The sequence below is a fragment of the Bacteroides hominis genome, assembly GCF_033042785.2.
Taxonomy (GTDB): domain Bacteria; phylum Bacteroidota; class Bacteroidia; order Bacteroidales; family Bacteroidaceae; genus Bacteroides; species Bacteroides hominis.
In genome coordinates, this window is sequence record NZ_CP178829.1 from 1481794 (window position 1) to 1496786 (window position 14993).

Consider the following 14993-nt stretch of genomic DNA (forward strand, 5'->3'; position numbering starts at 1 on the left):
TTTGTTTTATGATATTCTTACTGTGTGGCAGACTTTTTATTGAGGTTGCCATTCTACTAATGGGTAACTCCATCCATTATACATTTTAGTGCTTGGTATTCCGACTACTTCATGAATAATATAACCTTCTATATTTATGGAGTGCGATTGGGAGGTTGTGTTTTGAACGTCTATGCGGATCTCTTGATTGAGTTTTACTTTTCCTAAGTTACGTTTACACACATTGAAGTTTATGGAGATGTTCCTTTCTTCTTTTTCTGCAACTTTCCATTTCTTCTTACCTTTCCATTCTAACTTTAAAACCAAGAAAAGATTACTCCATGTGGTATGGGGTGGGAGGTTTTCGCGAATAATGACCGATTTAAGTTCATGGACATATTTGTATCTGAATTTGGATCCTGGTATTTTAAATTCATGTTGATATGATGTCCCAATCTTTCCATATTGTGTTTTGTATATCGCTCTTGTTGTTATTTCTGATTCTTCTTGGTTAACTCCTACTTGCCCATATAAAAGTGGGACAGTCAATGTCTTTCCTTTAATTGATTTCACGTACATATTTCCTTTTTCAAATGCAATTATGGTATCATTTATTTGCATTTCCATTTTATGGTTGAATAGTGCTTGAAATGCTCTCGGCATTTCTGCCATGATTTCATCTTCGCAAAATTCAAGGTCTGTATATAGCGGATATTTAATACCCGAGGCACGAACCCATTCTGTTTGTTCTTCATAAGTCATGTAAGATAGTGTGTCAAGGGTGTTATAAAACTCTTTTGCACTATTGAATACAATTCTGGAATCTTCTTCTTTTTGCGGATTTACTTGATTAGTCACCGTTTGATCCAATTCTGTTTCATCACATGATGAAAGTAGAATAATTGAAAATAGCAAAAATAATTTAGATATGGTTTTCATATATAATAAAGATTTATGCTCTTTGAGAGAAAGAGCTTGTTATTATTTAAAAATAAAATCTCAGATTTCATTTGTTGTAAATTCTCCGGTATATGCTCTGTTATCCAGTATTAATTCAATATTATAGTTTGATTCACTTTGATTGTTGCCTAAATCTATAGAGATACTACAATCGTTTGTTGAAACATTGTAATGAATGGCTTCTCCCGTATCTAAATTCATAATTGTGACAACTGCAGTTTTATTTATTTCTCTGAAAATAAGATCAACCGTATTTCCACAGATAAAAGCTTCTGCGGGACAAGGTGGGGGCAGAGAACGTTGATGGTGCTGAGTTTCTACTTTCATTTTAATTTTCTTTCTTGAGGCCATTGTTTCTGCATTTATATAGCCAACACTAATGAATAAGAATAGGGTAATTAGACAGGTTAACTTTTTCATGATAAATGAATTTATGTTTCTGCAAAGATAGTCCAATGCCCAAGTGATGATACTGATGTGAGATAACAATTGAAGGATTTATGATCACTGATAATCAGCTGTTTACGAATTTTGATATAACAAGGAGGAGGAACCGTATGATAAAAGGTCATAAAATTCCTTCTGAAGGAGAGTTCTCATTAAAAATTATAGAAAAAGTCTGGGGACTGATTTGTTTTTTTATGCGATACTTTCTTTGGGTGAGTGCCTGGTTACTTTCAACTCTCATACAAAATTTGATTGTAGAGGTAGATAGACGCAAATATTGTAGAATGCAATAGAAGAGGTCTTCTTGTGTTAGTTTTGGATATTGTTCTCGTAAATCCTGAATTGCTTCGATGAAAACTTCGTTTATCTCTTTCTGTATGGAATTAATTTCTTTCTGTTTTTCTTCTTTTTCTTTTTTAAATTTGGCTGTTTCTATTGCATGTAATTTTTTATATGATGTGGAAGTATGAAACAGTCGTGTACATATTTGAAGTGTTCTTTTCCATAATTCAACTTGTTGCTGCTTTAGTTCTTCTTTTTTTAATTCTTTATTCCTTTCCGCAATATATGTATTACTATCAATCAGCGTTTTGATTTTCTCTTTTAATTCATCTTTCTCTATTTGGTTATTTCTTAATTCACATTGTATTTTAATGTATACTTTTTTTCTTTTATTATCTTTATAAAGAAAGATAAATGTGATACACGCAATGAGTAATAATGTAGTTACAATAAGAAAAGCTGCATGCTTTTGCCGTTTTATAACTTCGGCCTGTTGTAATGTCTCTGTCGCATGTTGCTTTAGTATGTGACTTATTTCTGCACTATGGTTTAAATCTTGTATAGAATCATATAGAATGAGAGACGTGTCATTGTATAGAATTGCATCATTTAATTCTCCTTGTTCTTTTTTTATTTCATATAGAGCTTGGTATGCCGATGCCTGTGTATTTAAGTCTGAACTTTTTTTAGCTAAATTGATATAGTAAAAAGCAGAATCCAATTGATTCAGATTGTGTAATATTTCTCCTTTCCAAAAATACATGGCAGATAGATCGCTACTGCGTGGAGCATATTGAATAGAGCGTACTATATAACTATATGCCGCTTCATAGAGGTTTTCATTGTCATAAATCCGGGAAATATCACAAAATAAGATAGACTGCCATGTAGAGTCATTGGTACTTGATGCAATGGTGAGAGCTGTTTGGTAATATTTAAGAGCTTTCTCAAACTGTTCTTGAATAGCATATATGCTTGCCATTCCTCGAAGTGGATATAGGATATTCTTGCTATTGTATTGTTTATAAATGTAGTATGCGTCTTTATATACTTCTAAAGCTTTGTCATAAAAATCTTGGTTTTTATAGCATGTACCCAAATTATCGTATATCAAAGTTAATAATGTGTCATGGTCTGATGTTGCTTTTTCTGCAATGAGATATGAGTTAATGGCTTTTGCATAATCATTATTGTTTTGATAAAATCGTCCTAAATAAAAGTATGCTTTTGCTTTATTGTTATCTTTTGATAAGTGATCATAATGGTTTATAGCAATCAAAATTAATGAATCGTTGATTAATTGATGGTCGGTTTTATCCTGTGCTTGTGCTAATAATAATGCGTATTTTGCGTTTTCTGAAACAGATAAATCTGTTTGATTTATTGTTTTTAATAATTTAAACGCACTATCGGGTTGATATTCCATAATGGAATCTGCCAGAAAGATGGTTCTGTTTATTTGTTGATGCTGTGAACAAGAATAAATGATAGTGAATTCTAAAAATAACAGTATTATATTTAGTAAATATTGTCTCATCTTTATATTTTTGCTTATTCGGAAGGTAAAGGTAACAAATTTTGTAAAAATAATAATTGATATTACTTTTTAAATTTTGATAGAATGGAATATATCAACGATTTAATCCGACGGAAGGACCGTCTTTTATCGGAAGATGAAGCAATGAGTTTACTTGAAAATGGAGAATATGGAGTGTTATCTATTTCTTCACCTGAAGAAGGTGTTTATGGCATTCCCATTAATTATGTATGGGATAAACAACAGTCTATCTATTTTCATTGTGCTCCCGAAGGGCGTAAGCTTTGTATACTTCAAGACTGTAATCAGGCATCGTTTTGCGTGGTAGGACGCACGCGCGTTGTTTCCAATCAATTTAGTACCGAGTATGAAAGTATCGTGATTAATGGGACTATGATTTGTCAGTTAGAAGAAACTGAGAAGCGAAAGGCATTGGAACTTCTGCTTGATAAATATTCTCCGGAAGATAAAAAGGTGGGGTTGAAGTATATGGAAAAGTCTTTTCACCGTACCCACGTCTTGAAACTTGTTATTAAAACAATATCCGGTAAGTGTAAGAAAATGAATCAGCCCTGTCCAGATTATTAAGAAGCCCCTGCCTTATCTCTCCCTTGTTTATCTTTTGTTTTTTTAGCATGGGTTATTTTTCTTTCGCAAATGTAATCTGGATTACATTCTTTTTAAATGGAAATCCCTTTCTTTGCATAAATACATAGCATACATACTATGAAGGTAAAAGAATATATCCAATGGTTACTCCCTTCGCGTAAGTGGAGAGTACTTGCGATCATTATAACAGGTGTGATTGTAGGTGGAGGGGCTCTGACCCTTTATATGCTTCGGGCACATACCTATCTGACCGATGATCCGGCTGCTTGTGTTAATTGCCATATCATGGGACCGTATTATGCGACGTGGTTTCATAGTTCGCATAGCAGGAATGCTACATGCAATGACTGTCATGTACCACACGAAAATGCAGTGAAGAAATGGGTATTCAAGGGAATGGACGGTATGCGTCATGTTGCCGTATTCCTCACCCATGGAGAAAAAGATGTGGTTCGTGCCAATGGTGAAAGCTCGGAGGTGATTATGAATAATTGTATTCGTTGTCATACACAACTGAACACTGAATTTGTAAGTACAGGACGGATAGATTATATGATGTCTCAGGTAGGTGAAGGGAAAGCTTGTTGGGACTGTCATCGGGACGTACCGCATGGAGGAAGTAACAGTGTCGCATCCACTCCTAATGCGTTAGTCCCTTATCCGGATTCTCCTACACCGGAATGGTTGAAAAAAATGATCGAATAATATAGAAAATCAAGATAACAGAATTATGGAAAAGAAACTGAAATCATGGCAAGGATGGTTGTTGTTCTGCGGAGCGATGGTAGTCGTTTTTGTGCTTGGGCTTGTTGTCTCGGCGCTGATGGAACGCCGGGCAGAGACGGTAAGCGTTTTCAATAACAAACGGGTGGAAATTACCGGAATAGAACCACGAAACGAAGTGTTTGGGGATAACTACCCACGTGAGTATGAAACATGGAAAGAAACGGCTAAGACCGATTTCAAGAGTGAATTTAACGGTAACGAAGCGGTAGATGTACTTGCACAACGTCCCGAGATGGTGGTGCTTTGGGCCGGCTATGCATTCTCAAAAGATTATTCGACTCCGAGGGGACATATGCATGCTATTGAGGACATTACACATTCACTCCGTACCGGTGCGCCGATGGATGATAAAAGCGGGCCGCAACCTTCTACCTGCTGGACTTGTAAGAGTCCGGACGTTCCTCGCATGATGGAAGCTATTGGAGTGGATTCGTTCTATAATAATAAGTGGGGAGCTTTCGGTAGTGAGATCGTCAATCCGATAGGTTGCGCCGATTGTCATGAACCGACGAATATGAAACTTCATATTAGCCGTCCGGCTTTGCGCGAGGCATTTGCCCGTCAGGGGAAAGATATCGATAAAGCGACTCCGCAGGAAATGCGTTCGTTGGTATGCGCACAATGCCACGTGGAATATTATTTCAAGGGAGATGGCAAATACCTGACTTTCCCTTGGGATAAAGGATTTTCGGTAGAAGATATGGAAGCCTACTATGACGAGGCCGACTTTGCCGATTATACACATGCACTGAGCAAAGCCCGTATACTGAAAGCACAACATCCGGACTACGAGATCTCTCAGATGGGAATTCATGCCCAACGCGGAGTGTCGTGCGCCGATTGTCATATGCCCTACAAAAGCGAGGGAGGCATGAAATTCAGCGATCACCACATTCAGAGTCCGTTAGCTATGATCGACCGGACTTGTCAGGTTTGTCATCGTGAGAGCGAAGAGACATTGCGGAATAATGTATATGACCGTCAGCGTAAAGCGAATGAAATTCGTGGCCGTCTGGAACAGGAGTTGGCTAAAGCGCATATTGAAGCTAAATTCGCCTGGGATAAAGGTGCGACGGATACTCAGATGGCAGAGGCGTTGAAGTTGATTCGCCAGGCCCAGTGGAGATGGGATTTCGGTGTGGCTTCACACGGTGGTGCGTTCCATGCTCCGCAAGAGATACAGCGCATTCTGGGACACGGACTTGATAAAGCTTTGCAGGCCCGTCTTGCCATCTCAAAAGTGTTGGCTCAGCATGGCTATACAGCCGATGTGCCGATGCCTGATATTTCGACTAAAGAGAAAGCGCAGCAGTATATCGGTCTCGATATGCAGAAAGAGCGTAAAGCGAAAGATAAATTCCTGAAAACAGTAGTACCCGAATGGTTGGAGAAAGCGAAGGCTAACGGTCGTCTGGCTAAACTGTAAACTATGTGGCAGAAACCTTGGGGATATAAAGAAGGGTTCGCCATCTGTGGCGGACTTTTTCTGACAGGCATTTTCCTGCAAATGACGTTGGGGAAGTGCACGCTTTCCATTCTTTCTTACCCTGTGAATGTGTGTGTAGGGTTGTTATATGTCGTTATCTTGTTATCGGCCTACACCTTTTCACAAAAGAGTTATTTTATCCGGTGGATGGGGAGCTGTCAGGCTGCCGTTTCATCCATGGTGTCAGTGGCCGTGCTCACTGTAGTGATGGGACTGATCCGCCAGGTGAAGTCCGATATACCTTTGTCCGGTATTGAAAACTGGCTGGGATTTTCGCAAATGTTGTCCGCCTGTTCGTTTGTGCTGTTGTTCCTCTGGATGGTCACTTTGTTGGGGTTGACCACCATTCGGCGGATTCATCATTTCCATTGGCGGGACGTTCCTTTTGTGCTGAACCATCTGGGACTTTTCCTTGCACTGACCGGAGCTGTATTGGGAAATGCCGATATGGAGCGTCTGCATATGACTACAAAGATAGGACAAGCCGAATGGCGGGCTTCCGATGAAAATCAGAAAATGCGGGAGCTGCCTTTGGCTATCGAGCTTCAGAACTTTACGATCGATGAATATCCCCCGAAATTGATGTTGATTGACAATGAAACAGGTAAAGCACTGCCGGTCGGGAAGCCGGAAAACCTGCTGATTGAAGATGATTTTCATGTCGGGCATTTGCTCGATTGGGAAATTCACATAGAGAAGAAACTCCCTTTGGCAGCCAGTGTAGCGACTCAGGATACTTTGAACTTTGTGGACTTTCCTTCAATGGGAGCTGCTTATGCTGTCTATCTGACGGCAGTGAATGATAAAACAGGCCGGAAACATGAAGGATGGGTGAGTTGTGGCAGTTTTATGTTTCCTTATAAGGCTATCCGTCTCGACGATCAGACCAGTTTGGTAATGCCCGAGCGTGAACCTCGCCGTTTTGCATCCGAGGTGAAAGTTTATACAGAGTCGGGACGCCGTGATTCGGCCACGATTGAGGTAAATAAACCTTTTGAGTTGGAGGGATGGAAAATATATCAGTTAAGTTATGACGAGTCGAAAGGTCGCTGGAGCGATATAAGCGTGTTTGAACTGGTTCGTGATCCGTGGTTACCGGTGGTTTATACCGGTATCTGGATGATGATAGCCGGAGCTGTCTGCCTGTTCGCCCTGTCACAGAAAAGAAAGGAGGACAACGTATGAGTTGGGATCATTTTGTGATATTTGCCATGGCAGCTCTTCTGTGTTGGGCTATCGGTGCCGTTGCCGCATGGAAAGAGAAACGCCAGTTTGTTGTTTATGCAGCCACGTTGGCAGGACTGGCCGTCTTTTTTGCTTTTATCCTTGGGATGTGGATTTCATTGGAACGGCCTCCGATGCGTACAATGGGTGAAACCCGATTGTGGTATTCTTTCTTTTTACCTTTGGCGGGCATCATCACTTATAGCCGCTGGCGATATAAGTGGATTCTGAGTTTCAGCTTTGTTCTTTCGCTTGTATTCATCTGTATCAACCTGTTTAAACCCGAGATACATAATAAAACCTTGATGCCTGCTTTGCAAAGTCCTTGGTTTGCACCGCATGTCATTGTATATATGTTTGCTTATGCTATGTTGGGCGCAGCGGCCGTTATGGCGGTATACCTGCTTTGGATCAAGAAAAAAGCTACCGAAGAACGTGAGATGGAACTGTGTGATAATTTGGTCAATGTAGGACTATCCTTCATGACATTGGGAATGTTGTTCGGAGCTTTGTGGGCTAAAGAGGCCTGGGGGCATTACTGGAGTTGGGATCCGAAGGAAACCTGGGCGGCAGCCACGTGGATAGGCTATCTCTGTTATATCCACTACCGGATGAACAGGCGGCAAAAAGTACGTGTGGCACTTGTCGGGCTCCTCATTTGTTTTGTATTGCTGCAAATGTGTTGGTATGGCATTAATTATCTGCCATCGGCACAGGGAACCAGCGTACATACGTATAATTTGAATTGATAAATCGCTAACTACTAATTACTAATTGAGTTATGAGAATCACGAATCTAATCTGGGCAGCAATGCTTTTTGCACCGCTGTCCGCCTTTGCACAGCAACAAAAGGAGAATCAGTTTACAATTGATGCACAAATACGTACTCGTGGTGAATACCGCAATGGAGTGTTGAACCCCCGTCCCGAAGGCGCAAGTCCGACTTTCTTTATCAACGAGCGGGCACGGCTATCCTTAGGTTATCAGCGCGATCGCCTGCAAATGAAACTTGCTGCACAGCATGTAGGGGTGTGGGGGCAGGATCCGCAGATCGATAAAAACGGACGGTTTATTTTGCACGAAGCTTGGGCACGGCTTGATTTTTCAAAAGGTCTGTTTGCGCAGTTGGGGCGTCAGCCACTCTCGTATGATGATGAGCGTCTGCTTGGCGGACTGGACTGGAATGTGGCAGGACGCTTCCACGATGCATTGAAATTGGGGTATGAAAGCAAGATGCACAAGTTGCATTTGATACTGGCTTTTAATCAGAATAATGAAGATCGCTCCTATGGTGGCACTTATTATGCTCCCGGTGGACAGCCTTATAAAACCATGCAAACGGTATGGTATAATGGCCGGTGGGCTAAAGATTTCACTGCTTCACTGCTTTTTATGAATACCGGATTTGAAACAGGGACGGAAGAAAAGGGTAAAACTGCTAATATGCAGACGATGGGTACTTATCTGGTGTATACACCCGGGGCATGGTTGCTGAACGGTAGTGTCTATTACCAGTCGGGTAAAAACAAAGCCGACAAGAAGGTATCTGCTTATATGTTCAGCTTGAAAGCCGGGTATAAGATTGATCCAAAGTGGAGTGTAAGCCTCGGCACGGACTACCTGAGTGGAGATCCCGACAGTAAGAAGGTAACTACTTTTGATCCGCTTTACGGGACACATCATAAATTCTATGGAGGAATGGATTATTTTTATGCATCGGCTTATAACAAAGGTTTGTGGGACAAAATACTCAGTGTTGACTTCAAGCCGACCCAAAAGATAGGGTTCTCACTGAATTATCACCATTTTTCTACGACTTATGACGTAACGGCCACAGACGGTAAAGAAGGACGTAGTCTGGGATCGGAGTTCGATTTGCAGGTAGATTATACTTTGATGAAAGATGTAAAACTGACAGCCGGTTATTCGACCATGCTTGGAACTAAATATATGGACATTGTAAAAGGTGGCAGCCATAAGAGCTGGCAGGACTGGGGATGGCTGACACTGAACATCAATCCGCGTATTTTATTTACCAAGTGGTAGGATTGGTACGGGAGAAAATGCTATCTTTGCTAAAAAGACAAGCATTGTGGTAAAAGTAGAGTTTACAGACGAATATCAAAAAATCTTGTGGCAGATATCTTTATTTAAGGATATGGATGTCAGTTTGCAACGTCGGCTGCCTTTGGAACTGGAACTTTCGGTGTACGAGGTTGCCAGGAAAGAGGTCGTATTGAAGCAGGACACCTATTGCAATCATTTGTATGTATTGCTGAAGGGAGAACTGGAGGTCAATATCGTTGATGTGGCAGGAAATCTGGTGAAGGTAGAAGATATCCGTGCTCCCCGTGCTTTTGCCACACCCCATCTGTTTGGCGATAAGAATCTCTTGCCTGCTACGTTTACTGCCAGCGAAGATTCTGTTTTGCTGATGGCTACCCGTACTTCCGTTTTTAAGTTGATCAGTTCCGTACCCGATTTACTGCACCGTTTCCTGTGTGTCACAGGCAATTGTAACAAGTGTACGGTCACCCGTCTGAGGATTCTTTCTTACAAGATGCTGCGCAGCCGTTTGGTTTATTACTTCATGGAGCATAAGACTTCTCCGAATACGGCTATATTGGAGCATAATCAGGTCCAGTTGGCAGAATATCTGGGGGTAACCCGCCCTGCACTTTCGAAAGAAATAAATAAGATGATGAAGGAGGGCCTGATTTCAATCAATAAGAAAGTGGTGACGCTGGAAGATATGGCGGCACTTAAAGAATATATTTGAAAGGGCTGTGTCAAGAGTCTTTTCACCACAGATCACCACAGATTATCAATATTGATAATCAATGGCTTAAAATTTACCCTGTGCCTTCTGTGGTGAGTTTCGACACACCCTTCTCAATGCTTTGCTCCAAATCTTGTAGCCTTCCTCCGTCAGATGGAGTCCGTCCGTAGTCAGTTCTTTCCGCATCACATTGCTACCTTTCTCCGTAAATAGAGGGAAAAGGTTGATAAAAGGTATTTTCCTGTCTTTGGCAAGTGCTTCCAACTTACTGTTGATTTCGGGTATCAGGTCGGTTTTACCGGTCATTGTTTTGTATCGTCCGAACGATTCATTAATGGGTAAAAGACTCTGCAGATAGAGTTCGGTGGATGGTGATCCGGTTCGTATTTTGTCTATGACCAGAGTAATCAGTTCTACCACACTATCGGCACTCAGGTTGTGTGACACATCGTTTATTCCTGCCATCAGGAAAATCTTCCGGGGAGTGCCGGGCAATATCTGGAAAAGACGTTGGTAAATTCCCATTGCTTCGTCACCAATGATTCCGCGGTTTCTTATATTCTTTTTATTCAGGCGTATGCTCCAGTCTCTGCCGTTTTCGGTGAGGCTATTGCCCACCATTACGATATCCTTCGGCCCGATGGGAGCATCTGCTTCAAATTCCAGGAAACGTTTGTAATAATGATCCGTATATACTTGTGCGGGCGGGCAGATAGAAGCGGCTACTGCATTGGCAACCAGCGAACGGAGGCGGACTACACTGTGTCCGTCTTCAGGATGCACGGCGTTGATGAGCAGGATGACAGCCGTGTCGTTATCTGGGTCAATCAGGATGGAAGTACCCGTATATCCTGTATGCCCGAAGGTGTTCGGGCCGAAGAGGTCGCCATGATTTGAGGCATAGGCTGAGAAGACATCCCATCCCGGAGTGCGTCCCAGTCCGGCTACTTCGCGGGGAACGGTACGCATGGTTTTTACCCCCAGTGGGCTGAGAATACGGCGACCATTATATTCGCCCCCATTCAGCAAGGCAGCTGCGAGAACGGCTATATCATTGGCGTCCGAGAAGACCCCTGCATTGCCGGAGATTCCTCCGTTCAGGATGCGCGCCAACGGATCGTGCACCTGTCCGCAGAGTACACTTCCGTCTTTTTGTTTCTCGGTAGGTGCAATCAAATCCATCCAGGGGTAATCTACGGTATTTATCCATTTTCCGTCTTTCTGCTGTACAGTGGGCAGATAATCGGTGTGCTGCATGCCCAGGACATTGAAGATATTCTCTTTGGCAAAGTCCCGCAGGTTTTGTCCGGTAATGACTTCGATGACATGTTGCAAGGTGATATAGTTGAGGCAACTATACTGAAAATTCGTTTGAGGCTTGAAGTCGCGTTTGCAAGTGGAAATATACTTCATGAGCCCTTCCGGATTGGGTGAACCGTACTCTTTCTGTAACTCGGCTACCGGTGCGTAAGGTGGAAGGCCCGAAGTGTGAGTCATAAGGTCTACAATGCGGATGTCCTGTTTCTCTCCGTTCTCTCCCTGCCATTCCCGGAAGTCAGGCAGGTAGAGGTTGACGCGATCGAGTAGGCGCAGTTGTCCGCGTTCAATCAGAATCATGGCAGAAACAGCAGTTGACATCGGCTTGCTGCAAGAAGCCATATCGAAGACGGTATTTATCTCCATCGGTTCTATATTGGGATAGATCCGCCGGTTACCATAAGCCTTGAGATAGGCCATTTTGCCATGACGGACCACGGCGAGTACGGCTCCCGGTATTTCTTTGTTAAGGATCGCCTTCTGAATAGCCTCGTCGGCATGCAACAGACGGTGAGAATCCATGCCTACTTGTTCGGGGGCAACGCGTGGCAGAGATTGTGCGACAGCTTGCAGACTGCAGAACAGAAGCGCCAAAGCGGTGAGCAGAGATTTCGTCCCTTTTCTTTCCTGCAGGGAGATGGGGGAGAAGTGAACTTTGTTTTTCGTATTCATGGTATTGTAAGTTTAGGAGGGTTCGGTTTTGTTATCCGGCTTTATATGCATCTACTGCTTTTTTCACGGAACCGTGCATCAGCAACAGTGCTTTAGCCTTGTCATATTCTAACCCGAGTTCTTCGACAATCATGCGTGTGCCGCGGTCCACCAACTTCTGGTTGCTAAGCTGCATATTGACCATCTTGTTGCCTTTCACGCGTCCCAGTTGAATCATAACCGAGGTTGTGATCATGTTCAGAATCATCTTCTGCCCTGTTCCTGATTTCATGCGCGAACTGCCTGTTACATATTCGGGGCCTACAATCATTTCGATGGGTACATCGGCTTCTGCGGCCATCGGCGAGTTCGGGTTGCTGGTGATGCAACCGGTGAGGATGCCGTGCTCGCGTGCCGCATGCATGGCTCCGATCACATAGGGAGTCGTACCTGAGGCTGCAATACCGATGACGGTATCTTTACTGTTGATGTTATGTTCCGTCAGTTCTTCCCACCCCCGGGTGGTATTGTCTTCGGCATTTTCCACCGGATTACGCAAGGCGGTATCTCCGCCTGCAATCAGTCCGATGATCAATGTGGGAGGCATCCCGAAAGTGGGAGGGATCTCTGAAGCGTCGAGAACCCCGAGGCGTCCGCTGGTTCCGGCCCCCATGTAGAAGATGCGTCCCCCCTGTTTCATGCGGGGGACAATCTGTGTGACTAACTTTTCAATTTGAGGAATAGCTTTCTGTACGGCAAGAGCCACCTTTTGGTCTTCGGTATTGATATCTTCCAGTATTTCGCGGACCGACTTCTTCTCAAGATCACTGTAGAGCGAGGGCTGCTCGGAAATCTTGACGAAGGATGTTTTATCTGATTTTTCTATATTACTATTCATGTTTTTGTTCTATAATTCGTATACGTTACTCGTGAAATTTAATCAGTCCTTCCATCGGACTCTTGATAATCGTTCCCAGGTGAATCTCCATTGCCTTACACGCCTCCGATAGTAATTCTTTGTAGTAGAACGCTACTGAACCGATGAAATGGACCCGGGCATGCTGGTAGTCGTATTGCATTACATTGCGTTTCAGGAACTTTTTAAAGCTGTTCAGAACCAGTTCGCGTATGGCCGGTTCATCGAGGTGTTCGACCAGGAATGGAGAGAAACTTGCCAGGAAACGATTTGGAAACGGTTGGCGATATACCCGGTCGATAATTTCGGCAGGCGTCAGGTTGTATTGTTCCAGGAACTTTTCTTTAAGTCCCGGAGTCATTTGATTCTTAAGGATATCGCCTACCAGCAGCTTACCCAAAACCGCTCCACTGCCTTCGTCACCCAGAATAAATCCTAATGGCGATACATTGCTGACTATGTTTTTACCGTCATAATAACAAGAGTTCGATCCTGTGCCCATGATGCAGGCGATGCCCGGTTGATGGCCACACAGTCCCCTGGCGGCAGCAAGCATGTCCGTACTGACCTCAATCTCTCCGCTTACTTGCAGATGCGCAGCTATGGCTTTGCGCACCGTTTCTATTTTGTCGGGGAAAGCGCAACCGGCTCCATAGAAGTGAACAGTCTCGAACTTGTTTGTCTTTAATTGAGGAATCAGGGCGGTTGCTATTTCATTACTGATTTCCTCTTCAGACTGAAAGAAAGGGTTAGTGCCTTTCGTAAAAATCTGCTGGACTAACTGTCCATGCTCTACTACACACCAATCGGTCTTAGTAGAACCACTGTCTGCTATTAGTATCATATCTTTATATATATTTTTTTCTTATACAGGATGTATCCGATACACCAGTTCAGCCCTACGAATAAGATGGCGAATGCTAAAGAACCGGGATAATCGCCGAGCAGGGGTTGGAGGATGATCTTATACACAAATCCGTGAAGGCTGATGGTATGACCGTCATAAGGTATCAGTATGTTGCCCAACAGAATAGAGAGAACGGCTCCGGTCACGTAGATGAATAGTGGGTTGACTCCGAACGATTCGAAGAACCGGCTCCATCGTGTATAACCTTTTACGTCGATAATCCATACGAGGAGTGCCAGGAAACTGGATGCCAGTCCGCAAGTGACAATCGCGAATGTCGGTGACCAGATCTTCTTGCTGATTGGACAGCCGTAGCTGAGCAGGAAACCCGCAAAGGTGAGGATAGTGCCAACCAGGAACAGGCGTTCTATTTTTTCATTGATGTCTTTTACTTCCATCAGCAGTTTGCCTACGCAGAAGCCTATCAGCACATGGGCTATCGAAGGTATGGTGCTTAATACACCTTCCGGATCGATGCCGTTGTCTTTGTACATATGTGCCTCGCCCAATACGGCACGGTCCACCACCGCCAGGATGTTGGTACTGTTGTATTCAAATCCGTTTCCGGTGATCAGGATGATGAAGTAACCGATTAGCAAGGCGGCTATCAGGTATGGGATGTATTTATGCTTCATGATTAAAGCGATGATAGCCGTTGCGCCGTAGCAGAGGGCCAATCGCTGCATGACACCCAGGATGCGAATGTGACCGAAAGTCCAGACTGATTCCCCCAGACGGGAGAAGAATGGAATATCTTCGCCGGATAGTGAATTCCAAGTGTGGCAAAACATGGAGAACCATGCGATTCCCAAACCGATGGCAAAGATCACAATGGTTCTTTTAAGTATTTTCAAGGCTGCAGAATGACTGAATTCGAAGTTATACTTTCTTAATGATATATAGGTGGAAATACCCATGATGAACATGAAGAAAGGAAAGACCAGGTCGGTCGGAGTCAGGCCGATCCATGCCGCATGACCGAGAGGAGCATATACGTAGCTCCAGCTGCCGGGATTGTTGACCATAATCATTCCTGCGATAGTGATACCCCGCAACACATCGAGGGCAAGTAGACGTTTGTTGGCTGTTTGATTCATTGCATTCTTATTTAA

At 43.3% G+C, this 14993-nt stretch carries 14 protein-coding genes; 7 read left to right on the forward strand and 7 right to left on the reverse strand.

Annotation, left to right across the window (positions count from 1 at the left end):
• Window positions 1-36: 36 nt before the first annotated feature.
• The 3 genes from R3O62_RS06300 to R3O62_RS06310 form a co-directional block, all read right to left on the reverse strand.
• Window positions 37-918, reverse strand: a complete 882-nt coding sequence (locus R3O62_RS06300) for a hypothetical protein (RefSeq protein WP_005811945.1) — start codon at window positions 916-918, stop codon at window positions 37-39.
• Window positions 919-978: 60 nt separating this feature from the next.
• A complete protein-coding gene (locus tag R3O62_RS06305) occupies window positions 979-1359 on the reverse strand; it encodes a DUF3244 domain-containing protein (RefSeq protein WP_005811944.1) in 381 nt (126 codons plus the stop codon).
• Between the two features lie 148 nt (window positions 1360-1507).
• A complete protein-coding gene (locus tag R3O62_RS06310) occupies window positions 1508-3205 on the reverse strand; it encodes a tetratricopeptide repeat protein (protein ID WP_317472426.1) in 1698 nt (565 codons plus the stop codon).
• A gap of 84 nt (window positions 3206-3289) precedes the next feature.
• On the opposite strand from R3O62_RS06310, the gene R3O62_RS06315 reads away from it, so the two are divergent.
• From R3O62_RS06315 to R3O62_RS06345, 7 genes are all read left to right on the forward strand, one after another.
• Window positions 3290-3793 carry a pyridoxamine 5'-phosphate oxidase family protein gene (locus R3O62_RS06315; RefSeq protein WP_005811941.1) on the forward strand — a complete coding sequence of 168 codons (504 nt, stop codon included), beginning with the start codon at window positions 3290-3292 and terminating at the stop codon, window positions 3791-3793.
• Between the two features lie 138 nt (window positions 3794-3931).
• On the forward strand, window positions 3932-4519 hold the full coding sequence (gene nrfH, locus R3O62_RS06320) for a cytochrome c nitrite reductase small subunit (protein WP_005779097.1): 588 nt from the start codon (window positions 3932-3934) through the stop codon (window positions 4517-4519).
• A gap of 25 nt (window positions 4520-4544) precedes the next feature.
• On the forward strand, window positions 4545-6026 hold the full coding sequence (gene nrfA, locus R3O62_RS06325) for an ammonia-forming cytochrome c nitrite reductase (RefSeq protein ID WP_234164677.1): 1482 nt from the start codon (window positions 4545-4547) through the stop codon (window positions 6024-6026).
• A gap of 3 nt (window positions 6027-6029) precedes the next feature.
• Window positions 6030-7271, forward strand: coding sequence for a cytochrome c biogenesis protein ResB (locus R3O62_RS06330; RefSeq protein ID WP_195317466.1), 1242 nt, complete (start codon window positions 6030-6032; stop codon window positions 7269-7271).
• Window positions 7268-8059 (forward strand): cytochrome c biogenesis protein CcsA, encoded by a 792-nt coding sequence (gene ccsA, locus R3O62_RS06335; protein WP_005779093.1) that lies wholly within the window; start codon window positions 7268-7270, stop codon window positions 8057-8059. Before R3O62_RS06330 ends, ccsA begins: the two co-directional genes overlap by 4 nt.
• Before the next feature lie 32 nt (window positions 8060-8091).
• Complete coding sequence (locus tag R3O62_RS06340; protein ID WP_005811934.1) at window positions 8092-9357, forward strand: alginate export family protein; 1266 nt, start codon at window positions 8092-8094, stop codon at window positions 9355-9357.
• A gap of 46 nt (window positions 9358-9403) precedes the next feature.
• Window positions 9404-10090 (forward strand): Crp/Fnr family transcriptional regulator, encoded by a 687-nt coding sequence (locus R3O62_RS06345; RefSeq protein ID WP_005822874.1) that lies wholly within the window; start codon window positions 9404-9406, stop codon window positions 10088-10090.
• 66 nt (window positions 10091-10156) lie between these two features.
• Here R3O62_RS06345 and R3O62_RS06350 read toward each other — a convergent pair whose 3' ends face one another.
• Genes R3O62_RS06350 through R3O62_RS06365 form a run of 4 tightly spaced genes read right to left on the reverse strand, consistent with a single transcriptional unit; the run spans window position 10157 to window position 14978 of the window.
• The gene (locus R3O62_RS06350; protein ID WP_317472425.1) at window positions 10157-12079 is read right to left on the reverse strand and encodes a serine hydrolase; all 1923 of its coding nucleotides are present in this window, start codon (window positions 12077-12079) and stop codon (window positions 10157-10159) included.
• 31 nt (window positions 12080-12110) lie between these two features.
• Entirely contained in the window at window positions 12111-12956 is an 846-nt protein-coding gene (gene murQ / locus R3O62_RS06355; protein ID WP_005811927.1) for an N-acetylmuramic acid 6-phosphate etherase, read from the reverse strand.
• A gap of 25 nt (window positions 12957-12981) precedes the next feature.
• Window positions 12982-13818, reverse strand: a complete 837-nt coding sequence (locus tag R3O62_RS06360; protein ID WP_005779081.1) for a BadF/BadG/BcrA/BcrD ATPase family protein — start codon at window positions 13816-13818, stop codon at window positions 12982-12984.
• Window positions 13815-14978 (reverse strand): acyltransferase family protein, encoded by a 1164-nt coding sequence (locus R3O62_RS06365; protein WP_005779079.1) that lies wholly within the window; start codon window positions 14976-14978, stop codon window positions 13815-13817. Before R3O62_RS06365 ends, R3O62_RS06360 begins: the two co-directional genes overlap by 4 nt.
• Between the last annotated feature and the right edge of the window lie 15 nt (window positions 14979-14993).

Excerpts from the sequence above, each read along its gene's own strand:
- R3O62_RS06300 (WP_005811945.1), bottom strand. The coding sequence starts at position 918 with ATGAAAACCATATCTAAATTATTTTTGCTATTTTCAATTATTCTACTT.
- R3O62_RS06305 (WP_005811944.1), bottom strand. The coding sequence starts at position 1,359 with ATGAAAAAGTTAACCTGTCTAATTACCCTATTCTTATTCATTAGTGTT.
- R3O62_RS06310 (WP_317472426.1), bottom strand. The coding sequence starts at position 3,205 with ATGAGACAATATTTACTAAATATAATACTGTTATTTTTAGAATTCACT.
- R3O62_RS06315 (WP_005811941.1), top strand. The coding sequence starts at position 3,290 with ATGGAATATATCAACGATTTAATCCGACGGAAGGACCGTCTTTTATCG.
- nrfH (WP_005779097.1), top strand. The coding sequence starts at position 3,932 with ATGAAGGTAAAAGAATATATCCAATGGTTACTCCCTTCGCGTAAGTGG.
- nrfA (WP_234164677.1), top strand. The coding sequence starts at position 4,545 with ATGGAAAAGAAACTGAAATCATGGCAAGGATGGTTGTTGTTCTGCGGA.
- R3O62_RS06330 (WP_195317466.1), top strand. The coding sequence starts at position 6,030 with ATGTGGCAGAAACCTTGGGGATATAAAGAAGGGTTCGCCATCTGTGGC.
- ccsA (WP_005779093.1), top strand. The coding sequence starts at position 7,268 with ATGAGTTGGGATCATTTTGTGATATTTGCCATGGCAGCTCTTCTGTGT.
- R3O62_RS06340 (WP_005811934.1), top strand. The coding sequence starts at position 8,092 with ATGAGAATCACGAATCTAATCTGGGCAGCAATGCTTTTTGCACCGCTG.
- R3O62_RS06350 (WP_317472425.1), bottom strand. The coding sequence starts at position 12,079 with ATGAATACGAAAAACAAAGTTCACTTCTCCCCCATCTCCCTGCAGGAA.
- murQ (WP_005811927.1), bottom strand. The coding sequence starts at position 12,956 with ATGAATAGTAATATAGAAAAATCAGATAAAACATCCTTCGTCAAGATT.
- R3O62_RS06360 (WP_005779081.1), bottom strand. The coding sequence starts at position 13,818 with ATGATACTAATAGCAGACAGTGGTTCTACTAAGACCGATTGGTGTGTA.
- R3O62_RS06365 (WP_005779079.1), bottom strand. The coding sequence starts at position 14,978 with ATGAATCAAACAGCCAACAAACGTCTACTTGCCCTCGATGTGTTGCGG.